At 71.6% G+C, this 18,288-nt stretch carries 17 protein-coding genes and 1 pseudogene; 12 read left to right on the top strand and 6 right to left on the bottom strand.

Annotated features, from left to right (window positions below):
* Window positions 1–167: 167 nt before the first annotated feature.
* Entirely contained in the window at window positions 168–635 is a 468-nt protein-coding gene (gene bcp, locus AOK15_RS05355; protein ID WP_055513298.1) for a thioredoxin-dependent thiol peroxidase, read from the bottom strand.
* A gap of 96 nt (window positions 636–731) precedes the next feature.
* On the opposite strand from bcp, the gene AOK15_RS05350 reads away from it, so the two are divergent.
* Window positions 732–1,061, top strand: a complete 330-nt coding sequence (locus AOK15_RS05350; RefSeq protein ID WP_055513296.1) for a DUF3618 domain-containing protein — start codon at window positions 732–734, stop codon at window positions 1,059–1,061.
* Window positions 1,062–1,123: 62 nt separating this feature from the next.
* A complete protein-coding gene (locus AOK15_RS05345; protein ID WP_055513294.1) occupies window positions 1,124–1,426 on the top strand; it encodes a GroES family chaperonin in 303 nt (100 codons plus the stop codon).
* A gap of 151 nt (window positions 1,427–1,577) precedes the next feature.
* On the opposite strand, the gene AOK15_RS05340 is transcribed toward AOK15_RS05345, so the two are convergent.
* A complete protein-coding gene (locus tag AOK15_RS05340; protein ID WP_420876858.1) occupies window positions 1,578–4,211 on the bottom strand; it encodes a transglycosylase domain-containing protein in 2,634 nt (877 codons plus the stop codon).
* On the opposite strand from AOK15_RS05340, the gene AOK15_RS44835 reads away from it, so the two are divergent.
* From AOK15_RS44835 to AOK15_RS05315, 5 genes are all read left to right on the top strand, one after another.
* Window positions 4,204–4,461, top strand: coding sequence for a hypothetical protein (locus AOK15_RS44835; protein WP_157870158.1), 258 nt, complete (start codon window positions 4,204–4,206; stop codon window positions 4,459–4,461). The genes AOK15_RS05340 and AOK15_RS44835 overlap by 8 nt on opposite strands.
* 991 nt (window positions 4,462–5,452) lie before the next feature.
* Window positions 5,453–6,253, top strand: coding sequence for an ABC transporter permease (locus tag AOK15_RS05330; protein ID WP_055513290.1), 801 nt, complete (start codon window positions 5,453–5,455; stop codon window positions 6,251–6,253).
* Window positions 6,254–6,269: 16 nt separating this feature from the next.
* A complete protein-coding gene (locus AOK15_RS05325; RefSeq protein ID WP_240508311.1) occupies window positions 6,270–7,127 on the top strand; it encodes an ABC transporter permease in 858 nt (285 codons plus the stop codon).
* A gap of 6 nt (window positions 7,128–7,133) precedes the next feature.
* On the top strand, window positions 7,134–8,126 hold the full coding sequence (locus tag AOK15_RS05320) for an ABC transporter ATP-binding protein (protein ID WP_055513286.1): 993 nt from the start codon (window positions 7,134–7,136) through the stop codon (window positions 8,124–8,126).
* A gap of 33 nt (window positions 8,127–8,159) precedes the next feature.
* Window positions 8,160–8,900: a DUF1707 SHOCT-like domain-containing protein gene (locus AOK15_RS05315; RefSeq protein WP_055513284.1), complete on the top strand. Its 741-nt coding sequence runs from the start codon at window positions 8,160–8,162 to the stop codon at window positions 8,898–8,900.
* Window positions 8,901–8,940: 40 nt separating this feature from the next.
* Here the strand turns inward: AOK15_RS05315 and AOK15_RS05310 are convergent, their stop codons facing one another.
* Window positions 8,941–10,263 carry an SGNH/GDSL hydrolase family protein gene (locus AOK15_RS05310; protein ID WP_055513283.1) on the bottom strand — a complete coding sequence of 441 codons (1,323 nt, stop codon included), beginning with the start codon at window positions 10,261–10,263 and terminating at the stop codon, window positions 8,941–8,943.
* A 219-nt stretch (window positions 10,264–10,482) separates the two neighbouring features.
* On the opposite strand from AOK15_RS05310, the gene AOK15_RS05305 reads away from it, so the two are divergent.
* Both AOK15_RS05305 and AOK15_RS05300 read left to right on the top strand, forming a co-directional pair.
* Window positions 10,483–11,898, top strand: coding sequence for a DUF445 domain-containing protein (locus tag AOK15_RS05305; protein WP_420876857.1), 1,416 nt, complete (start codon window positions 10,483–10,485; stop codon window positions 11,896–11,898).
* A gap of 113 nt (window positions 11,899–12,011) precedes the next feature.
* On the top strand, window positions 12,012–13,475 hold the full coding sequence (locus AOK15_RS05300; protein ID WP_055513281.1) for an MFS transporter: 1,464 nt from the start codon (window positions 12,012–12,014) through the stop codon (window positions 13,473–13,475).
* A gap of 239 nt (window positions 13,476–13,714) precedes the next feature.
* On the opposite strand, the gene AOK15_RS05295 is transcribed toward AOK15_RS05300, so the two are convergent.
* Together AOK15_RS05295 and AOK15_RS05290 are read right to left on the bottom strand one after the other, a co-directional pair.
* The gene (locus AOK15_RS05295; protein ID WP_055513279.1) at window positions 13,715–14,215 is read right to left on the bottom strand and encodes a hypothetical protein; all 501 of its coding nucleotides are present in this window, start codon (window positions 14,213–14,215) and stop codon (window positions 13,715–13,717) included.
* Window positions 14,216–14,438: 223 nt separating this feature from the next.
* Entirely contained in the window at window positions 14,439–14,975 is a 537-nt protein-coding gene (locus tag AOK15_RS05290; RefSeq protein ID WP_055513277.1) for a hypothetical protein, read from the bottom strand.
* A 143-nt stretch (window positions 14,976–15,118) separates the two neighbouring features.
* On the opposite strand from AOK15_RS05290, the gene AOK15_RS05285 reads away from it, so the two are divergent.
* On the top strand, window positions 15,119–16,069 hold the full coding sequence (locus tag AOK15_RS05285) for a GlxA family transcriptional regulator (RefSeq protein WP_055513276.1): 951 nt from the start codon (window positions 15,119–15,121) through the stop codon (window positions 16,067–16,069).
* Window positions 16,070–16,108: 39 nt separating this feature from the next.
* Here AOK15_RS05285 and AOK15_RS05280 read toward each other — a convergent pair whose 3' ends face one another.
* Window positions 16,109–16,411, bottom strand: coding sequence for a hypothetical protein (locus tag AOK15_RS05280; RefSeq protein ID WP_055513274.1), 303 nt, complete (start codon window positions 16,409–16,411; stop codon window positions 16,109–16,111).
* 184 nt (window positions 16,412–16,595) lie between these two features.
* On the opposite strand from AOK15_RS05280, the gene AOK15_RS05275 reads away from it, so the two are divergent.
* Together AOK15_RS05275 and AOK15_RS43635 are read left to right on the top strand one after the other, a co-directional pair.
* Window positions 16,596–17,018: an Hsp20/alpha crystallin family protein gene (locus tag AOK15_RS05275; RefSeq protein WP_055513272.1), complete on the top strand. Its 423-nt coding sequence runs from the start codon at window positions 16,596–16,598 to the stop codon at window positions 17,016–17,018.
* A 510-nt stretch (window positions 17,019–17,528) separates the two neighbouring features.
* A pseudogene (locus tag AOK15_RS43635) lies at window positions 17,529–18,288 on the top strand (hypothetical protein); the annotation flags it as partial.

The following is an 18,288-nucleotide window of genomic DNA, read 5'->3' as shown; positions in this document are numbered from 1 at the left end:
CCCCCCGAGAACGGCTCGCCCCGGCCCCCCGGCACGAGCCGTTCCGGCCACCTGTTCGTGGTCTCGCATGGAGTAACGAATCGCTGGGCGGGCGGTCACGGTGGGTGATGTGCGGAACGGCTCGTGCCGGGGGGCCGGGGCGAGCCGTTCTCGGGGGGTGGGTGGGGTCAGATGCCCAGGTCCTTGATGATCTTCGCTACGTGGCCGGTCGCCTTCACGTTGTAGAGGGCTCGTTCGACCTTGCCCTCCTCGTCGACGACGATCGTCGAGCGGATGACGCCCGTGACGACCTTGCCGTAGAGCTTCTTCTCGCCGAAGGCGCCGTACGCCTCCAGGACCGCCTTGTCGGGGTCGCCGACGAGGGTGACCTTCAGGGACTCCTTCTCGCGGAACTTGGCCAGCTTCTCCGGCTTGTCGGGGGAGACGCCGATGACGTCGTACCCGGCACCGGCCAGCAGGTCCAGGTTGTCGGTGAAGTCGCAGGCCTGCTTCGTGCAGCCGGGGGTCAGGGCGGCCGGGTAGAAGTAGACGATGACCTTGCGGCCCTTGTGGTCGGACAGGGACACCTCGTTGCCGTCGGCGTCCGGGAGGGTGAAGGCGGGGGCCACGTCCCCGGGCTGGAGTCGCTCGCTCATCGGACCAGCGTAACCGCGGGCCCTGACGCCGCGGTCCTCCGTCCAGCTGACAGACTGTCCGCAAACAGTTAATGACGGACAGCGGGAGGCAGCGCGGTGGCGGACACCTCGGACACCAGAACCCCGGCCGAGATCGAGGCGGACATCAAGCGCCGCCGCGACACCCTCGCGGAGACGCTCGACGAGATCGGCGTCCGGGTGCACCCGAAGACCATTGTCGGTGACGCCCGGGCGAAGGTCGTCTCCAACATCGACCACACCCTCGGCAAGGCCTATGTCTCGGTCAACCGGGTGGTCAGCGACGCGAAGGGCCGGCTCGTCGACGAGGACGGGGCGCCCCGGCTGGAGCGCATCGTCCCGGTGGCGCTCGTCCTCGTCGGGGTCGTGGGGCTGCTCGCCCTCGGCACTCGACGCCGCAGGGGCTGACGAAGACAGGTAGGTTCGGGGGCGTGAGCGAGAAGAGCCAACACGACAAATTGCCCATCAGGATGCTGCACGACCGGGTGCTCGTGCGGCAGGACACCGCCGAGGGCGAGCGGCGTTCGGGCGGCGGCATCCTGATCCCCGCGACGGCGGCGGTCGGCCGGCGGCTCGCCTGGGCCGAGGTCGTCGCGGTCGGGCAGAACGTCCGGACGGTCGAGCCGGGCGACCGTGTCCTCTTCGACCCGGAGGACCGGGCCGAGGTCGAGGTCAGGGGCGTCGCGTACGTCCTGATGCGCGAGCGGGACCTGCACGCCGTGGCCGCGGACCGGTTCGAGGGCTCGGAGGACTCCACGGGCCTGTACCTGTAGCGCGACCTGCAGCGCACTCCGGCGGATACCCCGCCATACACGGGAGGGGGCTGGTGACCACGTCACCAGCCCCCTCCGGCTTTCACTCGCCGTCTCTCGCGCCGCTTCAGCCGCGCGCGGCGCTATCGGTCCCGGCGGTCCGGGCCCGGCGTCAGGGGAACGTCCCCTCCGTCGTCCCGCCTCCGACGTCCGCGCCGCCGCCCCCGCCGTCGGCCGTTCCGCCGCTGTCCGTCCCGCCCCCGGTGGCGGCTCCGCCGTCCGCGGTGCCTCCGCCCCCGGTGGCCGCGCCGCCGTCGGCGGTCCCGCCCCCGGTCGTGGGGCCGCCGCCGGTGGTCTCTCCGCCGCCGGTCGTCGTCGTGTCGCCGCCGCCCGTGGTGGCGCCCCCGTCAGTGGGGTCGCCCGTGGTGCCGCCGTCCGTCTGACCGCCGGTCTCCTCGCCGCCCGTGGTGCCGCCGTCGTCCTCGTCACCGGTGGCGCCGGGCTCGTCCGGCGGGGTGCTCGGGGGCACCACGACCACGTCCGCGCCCTCCTGGAGCTCCAGGTCGAAGTCCTTGACCTTCTTGCCCTTCAGGGCGGTCTTGGTGAACTGCGCCCAGATCTCCGTGGGCGCCCCACCGCCGTTGATGCGCTGGAGGCCCATCGCGCCGTACAGCGGCTTGTGGACGCCCGTCTTGGGGTCCTGGCCCATCACGGAGACGACGGTGGCGAGGTCCGGGGTGTAGCCGGCGAACCAGGCCGCCTTGTCCTCCTCCGCCGTACCGGTCTTGCCGGCGGCCGGGTGCCCGGACGCCTGCGCGGCGGTGGCCGTACCGCCCTGGACCACGCTCCGCAGGACGGAGGTGGTGGTGTCGGCGGCCTGACGGCTCACGGCCTGCTGGGGGTCCGTCGACGGGAGCCTTATCTCCTCGCCGTCCTTGGTGATCCGCTCGATCATCGTGTACGTGCCGTGCCGGCCGTGGTTGGCGAGGGTGGCGTACGCCTCCGCCATGTCGAGCACGCTCGCGGTCGCCGTGCCCAGCGCGATCGACGGGTACGGGTTCATGTCGGGGGTGTTCTTCGGGATGCCCAGGTCGATCGCGGTCCTCTCGACCTTCGCGGGGCCGACGTCGACGGCCATCTGCGCGTACACCGAGTTCACGGACTTGTCGGTGGCCTGACGGACCGTGATGTTGCCGTAGTCGACGTAGTCCTCGTTCTCCGGGGCGTACTGCTCGCCGGGCCAGCCGACGACGGGGCGCTCGCTGGCACCGTCGTAGATGGTGTTCGGAGTGATCGCCTGGCCGGACTGGTTGTTGGAGTTGTTCTCCACGGCCGCGGTGAACACGAACGGCTTGAACGTCGAACCGACCTGATAGTCACGCCGGGTGGCGTTGTTGACGTACTGCTTGAGGTAGTCGATGCCTCCGTACATCGCGATGACCTTGCCGGTCTTCGGGTCGATGGAGACACCGCCGGCGCGGACGTAGTTGTCGACCTTGCGGTTCTTCTTGTCGAGCTTGTCCATCAGCTTGTCGTCGACGGCCTTGATGAACGCGTCCTGCATCTTGGGCTGGATGGTGGTGGTGATGCGGTATCCACCGCCGTTCTCCAGCGCCTCCTCGTCGATGATCTTGTGCTCGACGAGGTACGACTTGATGGCCTCGACCAGGTAGCCGCGCTGCCCGGAGAACGCGGTGGACGTGGTGGTCTGCTTCGGCATGTCGAACTTCATGCCGGTGCGCTCGGACTGCTTGAGCCAGCCCTCCTTCACCATGCCGTCGAGGACGTAGTTCCAGCGGGCGACGGCCGCGGCCTTGTTCTCCGGGTGGGCGACGACGTCGTACATGCTCGGCGCGTTGACGAGCGCGGCGAGGTAGGCGCCCTGCTGGGGGGAGAGTTCGTCGGCGTCGACGCCGTAGTAGGCCTGGGCCGCCGCCTGGATGCCGTAGGCGTTGCGGCCGAAGAAGCTGGTGTTGAGGTAGCCCTCGAGGATCTCGTCCTTGGTGACCTCGCGGTCCAGCTTGATCGCGATGAAGAACTCCTTCACCTTGCGGGTGACGGTCTGGTCCTGCGCCAGGTAGTAGTTCTTCACGTACTGCTGGGTGATCGTAGAGCCGGACTGCTTGCCCTTGCCGCTCGCGGTGTTCCAGGCGGCGCGGATCATCGCCTTGGGGTCGATGGCCGGCTCGGAATAGAAGTCGCGGTCCTCGGCGGCCAGTACGGCGTGCTGGGCGGCCTTGGAGACCTTCGACAGGGGGACGTTCTCGCGGTTGACCTCGCCGTCGCGGGCGATCTGGGTGCCGTCCGCGTAGAGGTAGACGTTGCTCTGCTTGGTGGCGAGTTCCTGCGGCTTCGGGATGTGGACCAGGTTGTAGCCCAGCACGAAGGCACCGATGATCAGCATGGTCACGATCACGAAGCTGCCGAGCACCATGCGCCAGGTCGGGAACAACCGCCGCCACCCGGTCCGCTTGGGCCGCTTCGGCTTCTTGCCCTTGCCGCCGGCGGCCGGGGTGACATCGGGCACGTCGGAGGGTGCGACAGCGGGAACGACGGCGGTCGCCGCGCCCCCACCGGCGCCCGCACCGGCCGCGCCTACCGCGCCGGCGGCTCCGGCTGCCGCGAGGCCGCTCGTGATGCCGGCCCTACCGGCACGCATCCCGCCGGCCGCCGCGGCCGCACCGCCACCGGCCGCGGCCGAAGCCGCGCCACCGGCTGCCGCCGCGCCGGCAGCCCCCGCCGCGCCGCCGGGCCGCTTGCCGCCGGGCTTCGCGCCCGCGCGCGTGACACCCAGGGTCATGGTCATCTCGGCGTCACCGGCCGCCGCCGGGCCCGGCTTGCCGCCGCCCGTGGAGCCGGGCTTCGCCGAGCCGGGCTTCGCCGACCCGGACTTCTCGGGACGGGTGACGCTCAGCGGCATGGTCAGCTCGGCGTCGCTCTCCGGAGCCCCCGCCCCGCCGGAGGTCCGCGCGGCCGCACCGCCGGCTGCCGTCCCGGCGCTCGGCGAGAGCGATTTGCCCCCGCCGGACGTGCCGCTGCGCTGCCCGGCTCCGTGACCCTGGGCCCCCGAACCGGAGCCCCCGTCGGAGGACCGCCCCGAGGGGCCGCCCTTCGCGGGGCCGGACGGTCCACCGGTCTGCCGACCGGTCCCGTCCTCCGTCGCCGAGGACGGCCGGCCGGACGTCGCACCGGTCGCCGCCGAGCGCTCGCCGCCGGATGCGGAGGTCGACCGACCGCCGGTGCCGGTTCCGGTGCCGGGCTGGCCGACGGCCGGAGCCGCGGAGCCCGTACCTGAACCCGAAGCGGAGGTCGACCGACCGCCGGTGCCGGGCCGGCCGACGGCCGGTGCCGCCGAGCCCGCACCGGACCTGGCGCCGCTCGCCGCACCGGGCCGCCCGCCCGAGGCCGACCCCGAGGCCGACCCCGAGGCCGAACCCGACCGTCCGCCTGAAGCCGAGGCCGAACCCGAACCCGAACCCGAACCTGCACCCGAACCCGACCGTTCACCCGAGGCCGCGCCCGGCTCGCGCCGTCCGCCGGTCGGCTGGTTCGGCCGTCCGCCCGAGGGGCGGTCGGGGCCGTCGGCCGGGGGCGAGCCCGGTCGGTCGCCGGGGGACGAGCCGGGCCCGGTGCCGGTCGTCGGGGGCTCCGGGGGCGTGCCCGGGCGCGGCTCGGCGGGGTTCCGGGGCGTGCCCGGGGTCCGGCGCTCCGGTTCTCCCGGTGTCCGGCCCGGGCCGTTCCGCTTCGGCTGCGGCTCGTCGCTCATCGTGCTGCCGTGCTCCTGTTTCCGCGTCGTACGTTCATTTCCGTACGGCCTCGTACGCTTTGCGCCCGCTCCGGGCAAGTTCTGCACCCCTGAGTGAAGACACTCGTACCGGCTGATCCGTTCCCGGACACCGGCACGCGCCTCGTACGCCCCGGGGGGCACCACCGCCCGACCCGAAAACGCCTGGCACACCGATCCGGCCGCGGACTAGGCTTTCGCGCTTCGGCCCGGATCGGCCTCGGTCTTTCGCCTGACTCTTCGCAGCGGATGGGAGTTTCCTCGTGGGCACTGGGCGGTTGTACGCCGCCGTCGCCGCCGGTGGCTTCAGGCGGTACGCGACGTATCGGGTGGCCACCGCGGCGGGGGTGTTCACCAACACCGTCTTCGGCTTCATCCTCGCATACACCTACATCGCCCTCTGGCAGGAGAAGCCCCACCTCGGTGGCTACGACCAGGCGCAGGCACTCACCTATGTGTGGGTGGGCCAGGCGATGTTCGCGGTCATGGTGCTGGGAAGCGCCGGATTCGAGGAGGAGCTCATCGAGCGGATCCGCACGGGTGACATCGCGGTCGACCTGTACCGGCCCGCCGACCTCCAGTTGTGGTGGCTCGCCGCGGACCTGGGGCGGGCCCTGTTCCAGCTGCTCGGACGCGGGGTCGTTCCCATGCTGTGCGGTGCCCTGTTCTTCGATCTCGCGCTGCCGCCCAGTGCCCTGCCCTGGCTGGCCTGCCTCGTCGCGGTCGCCCTCGGAGCCGTGGTGAGCTTCGCGATCCGATACATCGTCGCCCTGTGGGCGTTCTGGCTCCTCGACGGCGCCGGAGCGATGCAGATCACCTGGCTCACGGGGGTCTTCTTCTCCGGCATGCTGCTGCCGCTGAACGTCTTCCCCGGCGCCCTCGGCGACCTCGCCCGCCTCCTGCCGTGGTCCGCGCTGCTCCAGGCGCCCGCCGACGTGCTGCTGGGCGAGGCCGACGTGTGGGGCACGTTCGCGTTCCAGGCGGGCTGGGCGGTCGTGCTGCTGGCGGTGGGGCGGCTGATCCAGTCGGCGGCCACGCGGAAGGTGGTGGTCCAGGGTGGCTGACGTCGACGAGCGCCCGGTGGCGAGGGTGACGGAGGAGGAGCCGTTCGGTGCGTACGGCCCGTACAGCCGGCTCCGGGACGGGCTGCGCGCCTACCGCATGATCGCCGCCATGTGGATCCGCTCCACGATGGCGTACCGCGCCTCCTTCGTGATGACGGCCTTCGGCAACTTCGCCGCCACCGCCTTCGACTTCGTCGCGATCCTGCTGATGTTCTCCCAGGTCGACGAGTTGGGCGGCTTCACCCTGTCCGAGATCGCCCTGCTGTACGGCACGTCCGCGATGGCCTTCGGTCTCGCCGACCTGATGATCGGCTCCATGGACCGGCTCGGGCGCCGGGTCCGCGACGGCACGCTGGACACCCTGCTCGTCCGGCCCGCTCCGGTGCTCGCGCAGGTCGCCGCCGACAAGTTCGCGCTGCGCCGCCTCGGCCGGATCACCCAGGGCGCCGTGATCCTCGGCTACGCGCTGACCACGCTGGACATCGCCTGGACGCCGCTGAAGGTGTTGATGCTCCCGATGATGGTGGTCAGCGGCGGGTTCATCTTCGGGGCGGTGTTCGTCGGGGGCGCGGCCTTCCAGTTCGTCGCGCAGGACGCCTCCGAGGTGCAGAACGCCTTCACGTACGGCGGTGCCACGCTTCTGCAGTACCCGCCGGCCCTCTTCGCCAAGGACCTGCTGCGCGGGGTGACGTTCGTCCTGCCGCTGGCCTTCGTCAACTGGCTGCCCGGGCTGTACGTCCTGGGCCGCCCCTACCCGCTCGACGTGCCCCACTGGCTGGCGTTCGCGCCGCCGCTGGTGGCGGTGGCCTGCTGCGCGCTCGCCGGCGCGGCATGGCGGGCGGGGCTGCGTTCGTACCGGAGCACGGGGAGTTAGGGACACATGGACGAGCGGTTCATCGAACTCGACCGGGTCGAGAAGGTCTTCGACGTCCGGAGGAAGACCGGGTTCCTGCGGCGGGAGCGGCGTGAGGTGCGGGCCGTGGACTCGATCTCCTTCACCGTGCCGCGCGGTGAGATGGTCGGTTACATCGGCCCGAACGGCGCGGGGAAGTCCACGACCATCAAGATGCTGACGGGCATCCTGACGCCGAGTGGCGGCCGGGTGCGGGTCGCGGGCATCGACCCGTCCCGTGAACGGACGCGGCTGGCCCGCCGGATCGGTGTCGTCTTCGGACAGCGCACCACCCTGTGGTGGGACCTGCCGCTCATCGACTCGTACCGGCTGATGCACCGCATGTACCGCATCCCCGACGCCCGTTACCGCGAGAACCTGGACCGCTGTGTCGAACTCCTCGAACTCGGCGACCTGCTGGACGTGCCCGTGCGGCAGCTCTCCCTCGGTCAGCGCATGCGCGGCGACATCGCGGCAGCGCTGCTGCACGACCCCGAGGTGCTGTATCTGGACGAGCCGACGATCGGGCTCGACGTCATCAGCAAGGCGAAGGTCCGTGCGTTCCTGAAGGATCTCAACACCGAGCGCGGCACGACCGTGCTGCTCACCACGCACGACCTCCAGGACATCGAGCAGTTGTGCCGCCGGGTGATGGTCATCGACCACGGCCGGCTGATGTACGACGGTCCGCTGACGGGGCTGCACGAGGTGGGGGAGAGCGAGCGGACCCTCGTCGTCGACCTGGAGCGCGAGCTGCCCCCGATCGAGGCGGCGCCCGCCCGGGTCGTACGGGTGGAGGGGCCCCGGCAGTGGCTGGCGTTCCCGGCGTCGGAGTCGGCGGCCCCGCTGGTGGCGCGGATCGCGTCGGAGTATCCGCTGGTGGACCTGTCGGTGCGGGAGCCGGACATCGAGGCGGTGATCGCCCAGATGTACGCGCAGCAGGCGGAGCGGGTGGGGGAGCCGGGACAGTCGGTCTCGTAGCCGGGGGCCGGGGTTCCTCGTAGGCTGAGCCGTATGACGGACGATCTCCCGGACCTGCCGGCCGCCGCGGACCTCCGTGCCTCCGACGCGGACCTCCGTGCCTCCGACGCCGACCGTGAACGGGTCGCCGAGCAGTTGCGGGACGCCCTCGCGGAGGGGCGGCTCGACATGGAGGAGTTCGGGGAACGGCTGGACGCCACCTACCGGGCGCGCACCTACGGTGAGTTGGCGCCGATCACCCGTGATCTGCCGGGCGCCGCGGCGGTGGCGCCGCCGTCCGTCTCCCTGGTGAAGGGGACTGCGGAGAGCGGGAGTTGGGCGGTGCGGATCGTCGGTGGGCAGGGCTCGTCGACGTGGGGCGTGGCGGTGATGTCCGGCTTCGAGCGCAAGGGCAGCTGGACGGTGCCCGAGCGGTTCGATTGCTTCGCGTTCTGGGGCGGCGGTGAACTGGACCTGAGGGACGCGTACTTCGCGGAGCGCGAGGTCACCATCAACTGTGTGGCCGTCATGGGCGGGATCAATGTGATCGTGCCGCCCGGCGTCGAGGTCGTCGTCCGTGGCATCGGCGTCATGGGCGGCTTCGACCACCGCGAGGAGGGCGAACCGGGCGAGCCCGGCGCCCCTCGTGTGGTCATCACCGGGTTCGCCTTCTGGGGCGGCGTCGGCGTCGAGCGCAAGCTCCCCAAGGCCGAGCGGCAGCGGCTGAAGGAGGCCCGGCGGCAGGAACGGCTGGAACGCCGCCGGGCCCGCCGCGAACTGGGCAAGGGCCACTGAGGCGGAGCGTCCGCCCCGTGGCCCCGGCGGCCCGCCCGCCCTACAGGTCGGCCGGGACCGCGCCCTTCAGCGCCTTGAGGTCGAAGACCTGCCCCATCCGCTCGTAGCCCTTGTCGCTCGGGTGGAGGTGGTCGCCCGAGTCGTAGTCGGAGCGCAGCCGGCCGGGGGCGTACGGGTCGCGGAGCGCCTTGTCGAAGTCGACGAACGCGTCGAAGACCTTGCCGGAGCGGATGCGGGCGTTGATGGCCTGGCGTACGGACTCGCGCTGCTCGGTGTAGCCGCGGTGGCCGCTGAACGGCATCAGCGTGGCGCCGACGACACGCAGACCGCGCGCGTGCGCCAGGTCGACGAGTCCGCGCAGGCCGGCGACGATCGTCTCGGGGTCGGCCTGGCCGGGGTTCTTCAGGATGTCGTTGACGCCCAGGTCGACGACGACGGCCTTGACACCGGTCCGGCCGAGCACGTCGCGCGGGAAGCGGGACAGGCCACTGGGGTTGTCGGCGGGGCGGCCACGTCCGTTGGCGAGGACCTGGTTGCCGCTGATGCCCTGGTTGACGACGGTGTAGCGGGGCACGTCGGAGGAGCCGGCGGCCCGCAGCCGGTCGGAGAGGACGTCCGTCCAGCGGCGGTTCTCCCCGACGGTCGAGGTGATCCCGTCGGTCAGCGAGTCGCCGAGGACCACGACGGTGCCCGCGGACTCCCTGCTCAGCACGTCCAGCGCGGTGACGTACCGCCAGTGCATGCTCTGCGTGGTGTACGGCGTCCCGGTGACGTCCGCCGCCTGGTCGCCCTCGGCGGTGTACGAGATCTGCCGGGCGTGCGCGTGGAAGGTCGTGGGCCCGGACGGGGTGGGCGAATAGGTGGTGATCAGTACGTCGCTGTCGTGCGGGATCGCGATCCGTACGACATCGCTGACCACCTGCTGACCTGCGGCGATGACCACGGTCGTGCGCCCGCCGAAGGTGAGCCGGCGCATGGTGTCGGCCGCTGCCGCCGGGCTGTTCACCGCGGCGGCGACCGCGAGTGAGGCGTGGGTGACGGTCAGGGGCTGCTGGCCGTAGAGATTGGACAGCGTGACGCGGGCACTCGTACCCGCGGCGGAGCTGTGCACGACGTTGCGCACCGAGCGGCCGGCGAGGCCGTTCGTCTCGGTGCCCGGCTCGGATCCGCTCGGCGACGCCGACCAGGCGCCGACCCAGACCCCGGTGGAGGCGGGGGCGGCGGGATTGCGCGGTGCGCTGGCGAAGGTCTCCTGGCGCCGGCTTCCGTCGTCGATGCCGACTCCGACGTATATGGCCGCCGAGACGGCGACGATCAGGGCGGTCATGGCCGCCAGCAGTGCATAACCGTAACGCTTGGTCATGCGGTGTGTGGCTCCTCGGGCAATGGAGCCCCAAGGCTCCGTGGTGATCACCCCATGATGCGGCATGGGATGGGGGCGGTCAGTGAGAACCCCCATCGGTTCCCCCGTCCGGACAGACGCGGGGAACTCCTGTCGCGTTCCAGGAGTACGTCATGCAGTAGGTCACCAAGGGACCGAGAAGGGGACAATGTGCACGGGGGACAGGAACGGGTGGAGTGAATGAACCGTACGAAACCGGAAGAGAACGGCACCCCGGGACAGCGTTCCCTCCCCGGTGGCCCCGTCGGCGAGGTGACGGACACCACGCCGGGCGCGCGGGCCGCGGCGGACGCGTCCGGCGGATCCGATGCGCCACGTGTGTCGCATCGCACGATGACCACGTTCAGCGCGGCCGACGAGGAGAAGCAGCGGGGCGTCCGGCGGATGAAGCTGACCGCCGCCGGGCTGCTGCTGTTCGTGGCGGTGGTGTACATCCTGGCGAAGTGGGCCTCCCACGAAGGCGCCGGAGCCTGGGCGGGCTATGTCGCGGCGGCCGCGGAGGCGGGCATGGTGGGTGCGCTGGCGGACTGGTTCGCCGTGACCGCCCTGTTCCGGCACCCCCTCGGCATCCCCATCCCGCACACCGCGATCATTCCCCGCAAGAAGGACCAACTGGGCGTCTCGCTGGGTGAGTTCGTCGGGGAGAACTTCCTCTCCCAGGACGTGGTCCGGCAACGGCTGCGCTCCGTCGGCATCGGCAGCCGGCTCGGCGCGTGGCTCGCCGAGCCGCAGAACGCCGACCGGGTGACCGAGGAGTTGGCGACCGCGATGCGCGGCGCCCTCACCGTGCTGCGCGACACCGATGTGCAGGCCGTGGTCGGGGAGGCCATCACCCGGCGGGCGGGCAGCCAGGAGATCGGGCCCGGCATAGGGAAGATGCTGGAGCGGATCGTCACCGACGGCGGCCACCGGCGGGCCGTGGACCTGATCTGCGCCCGCGCCCAGAACTGGCTGATCCTCCACGACGACCAGGTCATGGACGCGGTCGAGGGCGGCGCCCCCGGCTGGACCCCGCGCTTCGTCGACAAGCGGATCGGCGAGCGCGTCTACAAGGAACTGCTCCGATTCGTCTCCGAGATGCGGGACTCGCCCACGCACCCGGCGCGCGGCGCCCTGGACCGCTTCCTCACCGACTTCGCCCGGGACCTCCAGTCCGACACCGACACCCGCGCGCGCATCGAGCGCCTGAAGGGCGAGATGCTCGACCGGGGCGAGGTCCAGGACCTCATCGCCGCCGCCTGGACCGCCGTACGCTCCATGGTCGTGTCCGCCGCCGAGGACGAGCGCAGCGAACTGCGGCTGCGGGTGCGGGCGTCACTGCTGTCCCTGGGCACACGGATGGCCACCGAGCCGTCGGCGCAGGCCAAGGTCGACAAGTGGGTCGAGGGCGCCGCCGTCCACGTCGTCACCACCTACCGCAAGGAGATCACCTCCCTCATCACCGACACGGTCGCGGCGTGGGACCCGGAGCACACGACGAGGAAGATCGAGGCCAACATCGGTCGTGACCTGCAGTTCATCCGCATCAACGGCACGGTGGTGGGCTCACTGGCCGGACTGCTGATCTACACGGTGTCGCGCGCGCTGGGGGCGTGACCCGGCCGGGCGGCCGCCGTTCGGGTCGCTGTGTGACGGCCGGCTCCGGTGCGTAGTCCTCCGTCCGACGGGCACTCGGACGCGGTTCGCTCGAGGAGGAGGGAGCCGCACAGATGGCCGTCACCGAACGGAAGTCGCCGCAAGGGGGAGGTACGGTCACCACCGCCGTACCCGCGCGCCTGGACCGTCTGCCCTGGTCGCGCTGGCACTGGATGGTGGTGATCGGACTGGGCACGGTGTGGATCCTCGACGGCCTGGAGGTCACCGTCGTCGGGAACATCGCCGGGCGGCTCTCCGAGCAGGGCAGCGGTCTGCCGATCAGCTCCGCGCAGGTGACGGGCACGGCGGCGGCCCTGTACGTGGCGGGCGCCTGTGCGGGCGCCCTCTTCTTCGGCCGTCTCACCGACCGCTTCGGACGCAAGAAGCTGTTCATGGTGACGCTGGCGGTCTATCTCGGCGCCACCGCGCTGACGGCCGTCTCCTTCTCCTCCTGGTGGTTCTTCCTCTTCCGCTTCCTCACCGGCTTCGGCATCGGCGGTGAGTACGCGGCCATCAACTCCGCGATCGACGAGCTGATCCCGTCCAAGTACCGGGGCCGCGTCGACATCGTCATCAACGGCAGCTTCTGGCTCGGCGCGATCGGGGGCTCGCTGCTGTCGATCGTCGCCCTGAACACGGACCTGTTCGCGGCGAACGTCGGCTGGCGGCTGACGTTCGCGCTCGGTGTGGTGCTCGGCCTGGTGATCCTGCTGGTCCGCCGGAACGTCCCGGAGAGCCCCCGCTGGCTGCTGATCCACGGCAGGGAGCAGGAGGCGGAACAGTTGGTGGCGGACATCGAGGGACAGGTCGAGGCCGAGAAGGGCCGCCGACTGCCCCCGGCCACCCGGGAGATGACGATCCACCAGCGCCAGAGCATCGGCTTCGCCACCATCGCCCGCACCGTCTTCTCCCGCTACCGCCGCCGCGCCGTCCTCGGCTTCTCCCTCTTCATCGGGCAGGCGTTCCTCTACAACGCGATCACCTTCGGCTTCGGCGCGATCCTCACCACGTTCTACGACGTCCGCACCTCCGACACCGGCTACTACTTCGCGTTCATCGCCGCCGGCAACTTCCTCGGCCCGCTGCTCCTCGGCAAGCTGTTCGACACGGTCGGCCGCCGGGTGATGATCTCGTCGACGTATCTGCTGTCGGGTGTGCTTCTCTTCGGCACGGCCTGGCTGTTCGACCGGGGCGCGCTCGACGCGGTCACGCTCACGGTGAGCTGGTGCGTGGTGCTGTTCTTCGCGTCGGCCGGGGCGAGCAGCGCGTACCTCACGGTCTCCGAGGTCTTCCCCATGGAGACCCGGGCCATGGCCATCGCGTTCTTCTACGCGATCGGCACGGCGGCCGGCGGCATCAGCGGCCCGCTGGTCTTCGCGGACCTGACGGAGTCCGGCGCCGTCGGCGACACGGTGCTGGCGTTCCAGATCGGCGCGGGGCTGATGTGCGCGGCGGGGCTGGTCGCGGCGTTCCTCGCGGTGCGGGCGGAGCGGAGGTCGTTGGAGGAGGTCGCGCGGCCGCTGTCCGCGGCCGGGTGAGGGGGCCGGGGCGCCTAGTGGCTCGGGGGTGCGCGGTTCGTTGGCGGGTGCGGGTGCGTTGTGGTTTCTCGCGCAGTTCCCCGCGCCCCTGAAGGGATCGGGCCTGCGGCCCGCCCCTTCATGAAAAGCACGGGGCGCAGCCCCGGTCGCTTTTCAGGGGCGCGGGGAACTGCGCGAACGGCCGCCACTCACCCGCACCCGCCAACGAACCGCGCACCCCGAGCCATGAGGCGCCCGGCTCACCCGTAGAAGTACTGCGCGGCCTTGCGCTCGAAGTACGACGAGTACACCAGCCCGATCGCCGGCGTCCCCCGGTACGTGCCGACGTACTGCTGCGCACTGTCCACCACGACCGGCCGCGCCATGCACGCCCACTTGTTGCGCTGCTCGGCCTCCGCCCACCGCACGGCCGCCGGATCGACCCGGTCGCTGACGAGCACGGGAAAGGCCGCGACCCCGTTCTGCAGCCCCGCCGGCAACCCGCCCTTCGTCTTCTTCGCGTACGCCAGCACCTGATCCGTGAAGGTCGCGATCGTCGGGATGGTGATCTCCGGGACCGCCGCCGCCACGGTGAACAGGTGCAGCTTCGTCCCCATCCAGCGCCACTTGAAGTCGGCCCGCCGCCCGACGAGTACGGGCACCCCGGCCCAGTCCTCCCACCAGGTACGGCATTCATCGGCGGCGAGACGGGCCCCCACGGAGGCGACGTAGGACTGCGAGGCGGACTGCTGTGGATGCATGGCCGGATCATGCCCCGCCCTGGCCGGATCGCGAAAGGCGGGGTGAGGCCAAGGCTTTGCTTAGGGGTCCTTTCACTATGCCCGTCCGGGGCGCGTGGTCTGGCACCGCACCTCGCCGCGTTGCCGAAACGCCCACGTGGCCCGCCACGAGGGCGCTCCGGCGCCTTGCGATGCACGGCACCAGACCACGCGCCCTGATCGGACACTCACAGTGAAAGGACCCCTAAGCCCCGGTCGTGGACCCGGGCCGCACGATCATCAGCACCGTCACGGTGGCCCACAGCAGGTTGAACACACCGGTGAACATGGCGAGTTGCGCCGTGGTCCGCACGCTCACCGCCGACCCGACGGTGACCGCACCCCCTTCCACGAGCCCCGCCTCACTCCTGCCCTCCGCCTCGTCCCCCGGCAGGGGTCCGGCCGTCACCCCGTCCAGGATCTCCTCCTGCCTGGGCAGTACCAGCGCCAGCAGCACCATCGCCGCGAGTGCCGTCAGCAGCATCGACGCGATCAGCCAGGCGTCGCCGAGCACCCCCATGCTCATCGCCGTGACGAAACCGAGCGCGGGCACCGCGATACCGACACCGCCGTACACCCGGCAGATCCGGTGCAGCAGCCGCAGCGACGACACGGCCTGTTCGCTGCCGGGTTTGGCCAGCGCCTTTCGGGCGCTCGGCGGGAACATGCTGGCCGCGACGGTGATCGGCCCCACGGCGACGATCGCGGCGAGGACGTGGAGGGAGAGCAGCAACTTGGTCACGCTGGGACGCTAGGGCGGGCGACGAGCCGGTAGGAGTGGCGGGATTGCCAGGTCCCCACGGATTCTCGCCAGCAGGGTCCGTGGTGAGAGGGGACAGTGAGCCTCTGCTTGGCGAGAATCCGGCGGAGCCCTACGCTCCCGCCATGCACACCGTGGCCGTACTGGCGCTCGACCAGGTCATCCCGTTCGACCTCTCCGCCCCGATCGACACCTTCGGGTGGGCCCGGCTGCCGGACGGCCGGGAGGCGTACCGGGTGCGTGTGTGCTCGCCGACGGGGGACGCGGAGGTGCCGGCGGGGCCGTTCACCGTGCGGGCGCCGTACGGGCTGGAGGCGCTGGCGGAGGCCGACACGATCATCCTGCCGGGGACGGCGGACCCGACCGCCCCGCTCCCGCCGGGCGTGGCGGAGGCGCTGCGCGCGGCGGCGGCCGACGGGACACGGATCGCCTCGGTGTGCGTCGGCGCGTTCCTCTTCGCGGCGACGGGCCTGCTGGACGGGCTGCGCGCCACGACCCACTGGATCGCGGCCCCGGACCTGGCCGCCCGGCACCCGCGGGTGACCGTCGACCCGAACGTCCTCTACGTCGACAACGGCCAGTTCCTGACCTCGGCGGGCGCCGCCGCGGCGCTGGACATGTGTCTGCACATGATCAGGAAGGACTACGGTTCGGCGGTCGCCGCGTTCACCGCGCGGATGTGCGTCATGCCGCTGGAACGCGAGGGCGGCCAGGCCCAGTTCATCGTCCAGGACCAGCCCCCGGCCCCGGCCGGCGCGACCCTGGAGCCCCTGCTGCGCTGGCTGGAGGCGAACGTGGAGCGGGACCTCACGCTGGACGACATCGCCGCCCACGCCGGCACCAGCGCCCGCACGCTGAACCGCCGCTTCCGGGAGCAGACCGGCACGACACCGTTGCAGTGGCTGCACCGGGCGCGGGTCCGCCGGGCCCAGTACCTCCTGGAGTCCACCGACCACACGGTCGACCGCATCGCCGGTCAGGCGGGTTTCGGCTCCCCGACGGCCTTCCGTGACCGGTTCAAGAAGGTGGTCGGGACCAGCCCGTACGCGTACCGGCGCGCGTTCCGGCGGGAGTAGCCGTACAGTGCGGGCGCGTCAGGGCTGGGACGCTTCGCGTCATGCCCTGCGATCGGCCACCACCCAGGACGCCAGGGCCACCGCTCCGGCCACGCCGAACACCGCGGGCCAGGCGCCCACCTTCTTCGCCAGGGGATGCGACCCGGCGAACGCGGCGACGTACCCGGCGGTCAGGGCGCCCGCGGCCCTGCCCCCGGCCGCCCGCTGCCACTGCTGGGCCGCGGCGGCGCCGGCGATGGCCAGCACGGCCCCGCCCAGCTGCCGCTTCTTCGTCCAGCGGGCCACCCCGTACCCGCCGATGAGCCCGCTCGCGGCCACCGCCGCCGCAGGAACCTTCGCCATCGTCCGCCTCCTGGTCGTCGCAGCGCCGGCTGTCGCGCGCTGCCGCCCCGAGGCTAACCCTTCTAGCCCTCCACTCGCCGAAGCTGAGTCGAGGCTTGTCAACTTTCCTCCTCGGAGTTATATAAGAAGGCGTAGGAAATCAGCGGGCATCGCATCCAGTGCCTGAGGAGAGGAGTGACCCGTGATGCTCATGCGTACCGACCCGTTCCGTGAGTTCGACCGGCTCGCGCAGCAGGTGTTCGGCACCGAGAACCGGCCGGCCGTCATGCCGATGGACGCCTACCGGGCCGGCGACGACTTCATCGTCCACTTCGACCTGCCCGGCGTGGACCCGGAGACCATCGACCTGGACGTCGAGCGCAACGTCCTGAACGTCCGCGCCGAGCGCCGCTCCCCGGCCCCCGAAGGAGCCGAACTGGTCGCCGCCGAGCGCCCGACGGGTACGTTCACCCGTCAGCTCTTCCTCGGCGACACCCTGGACGCCGAGCGCGTCGACGCCTCCTACGAGGCCGGCGTCCTCACGCTGCGCATCCCGATCGCGGAGAAGGCCAAGCCGCGCAAGATCCAGATCAGCGGCGGCAGCGAACGGCGCCAGATCGACCGCTGACCGGCCCGGCCGACCGCGAGGGGGCACCGGCCCGCGCCGCCATCGGACGGCGCGATCGTCCGGTGCCCCCGGCTTCCCCTCGGCGAGCCGGACGTCGCCCACTACGGGCCGACGTCCGGCTCGCTTCTTCGTTCCCGCCGGTGAGGCATACCCGGCGGCCCGTCTCTCCGTCGGCGTCGGCCGTGCCGGCGCCCAGCTTTCCCAACACCGCACGCCTGGCAGGGAGATGCTGGTGGACCATCTCCTCGGCCGTCGGCTCACTCATGCTTCGCGGCCGATGTCGAGGCATCGGGCAAGGTGCGGGCCGCTCTGCACGGTAAGTGTGACTCACGTCACTGCATGGAGCCGCCGGAAGTGGATGGCGGCGTTCGACCGAGCTGGCATGCTCATGCTTAGCTACTGAGCGGTAACCGTCGGTAATCTGTCGCCGCCGTGTCATGCGCGCGGCCATGCCGTCATGCCGCCCCCGTGTAAGCGCACCCCCCACCACACCGATCCCGAGGATCACGCGTGCACAAACTCAGACGACATGCCCTGCTCTCGGCCCTCTCGGCGATCACCGTCGCCACCCTGCTGGCCACCGGCTGCTCCCAGGACTCGTCCTCCACCGCCGACAAGGCGCGCGCGGCAGCGGTCGAGACCCCCGAGGCCGCGGCGGCGGAGGAGCAACTCGCCGTCGTCTCCGCCCCGACCGACGGGGCCACCCCCGCGGCCGTGGCCGACGGGAACGCCGTCGACCAGGGCAAGGCGAAGAAGTCCACGCTCAAGGTCGCGTCGTACGACAGGAAGACCGGCCGCGCGGTCATCGCCGCACCGCCCGCGCGGGACACGGAGCCGACGGCGGACCCGTCGCCGTCGAAGTCGGCCGCCACGGGACCGGGGTCGGGATCGGACGCCGAGTCGGGCGACGAGTCGGGATCGGGGTCGGGATCGGGATCGGGGTCGGGCGCGGCGGCGGAACAGCGCCCGGATGCGGAGCGGGACTCGGGGCCGGACAAGGGGTCGCGGAGCGACTCGGAGTCCGGCAGCGACTCGGGGTCTGCGGGTGACGGCCCCGGGACCGAGCGGGACCCCGCGTCGGGTTCGGCCCCCGCGTCCGCCCCGGCGGCGGGCTCGCACCCCGTCGCCGTCGGCGATGTCATCGCCAGCGCCCCCGCCCCCGGCGCCCCCGACGGCCTGCTCGCCAAGGTGACGGACATCGTCGGCACGACGGAGGACGGCAGCTGTACGACCGTCCAGACCGAGCCGGCAGAACTCAACTCCGTGCTGG

Source organism: Streptomyces ossamyceticus, assembly GCF_001418475.1.
GTDB lineage: Bacteria > Actinomycetota > Actinomycetes > Streptomycetales > Streptomycetaceae > Streptomyces > Streptomyces ossamyceticus.
This window is presented reverse-complemented; position numbering and strand designations above follow the sequence as displayed.

Coding starts and splice junctions, on each gene's coding strand:
- AOK15_RS05285 (WP_055513276.1), top strand. CDS start 15,119: ATGCACACCGTGGCCGTACTGGCGCTCGACCAGGTCATCCCGTTCGAC.
- bcp (WP_055513298.1), bottom strand. CDS start 635: ATGAGCGAGCGACTCCAGCCCGGGGACGTGGCCCCCGCCTTCACCCTC.
- AOK15_RS05320 (WP_055513286.1), top strand. CDS start 7,134: ATGGACGAGCGGTTCATCGAACTCGACCGGGTCGAGAAGGTCTTCGAC.
- AOK15_RS05315 (WP_055513284.1), top strand. CDS start 8,160: ATGACGGACGATCTCCCGGACCTGCCGGCCGCCGCGGACCTCCGTGCC.
- AOK15_RS05300 (WP_055513281.1), top strand. CDS start 12,012: ATGGCCGTCACCGAACGGAAGTCGCCGCAAGGGGGAGGTACGGTCACC.
- AOK15_RS44835 (WP_157870158.1), top strand. CDS start 4,204: ATGGTCATCTCGGCGTCACCGGCCGCCGCCGGGCCCGGCTTGCCGCCG.
- AOK15_RS05295 (WP_055513279.1), bottom strand. CDS start 14,215: ATGCATCCACAGCAGTCCGCCTCGCAGTCCTACGTCGCCTCCGTGGGG.
- AOK15_RS05275 (WP_055513272.1), top strand. CDS start 16,596: ATGCTCATGCGTACCGACCCGTTCCGTGAGTTCGACCGGCTCGCGCAG.
- AOK15_RS05280 (WP_055513274.1), bottom strand. CDS start 16,411: ATGGCGAAGGTTCCTGCGGCGGCGGTGGCCGCGAGCGGGCTCATCGGC.
- AOK15_RS05305 (WP_420876857.1), top strand. CDS start 10,483: ATGAACCGTACGAAACCGGAAGAGAACGGCACCCCGGGACAGCGTTCC.
- AOK15_RS05340 (WP_420876858.1), bottom strand. CDS start 4,211: ATGACCATGACCCTGGGTGTCACGCGCGCGGGCGCGAAGCCCGGCGGC.
- AOK15_RS05345 (WP_055513294.1), top strand. CDS start 1,124: ATGCTGCACGACCGGGTGCTCGTGCGGCAGGACACCGCCGAGGGCGAG.
- AOK15_RS05310 (WP_055513283.1), bottom strand. CDS start 10,263: ATGACCAAGCGTTACGGTTATGCACTGCTGGCGGCCATGACCGCCCTG.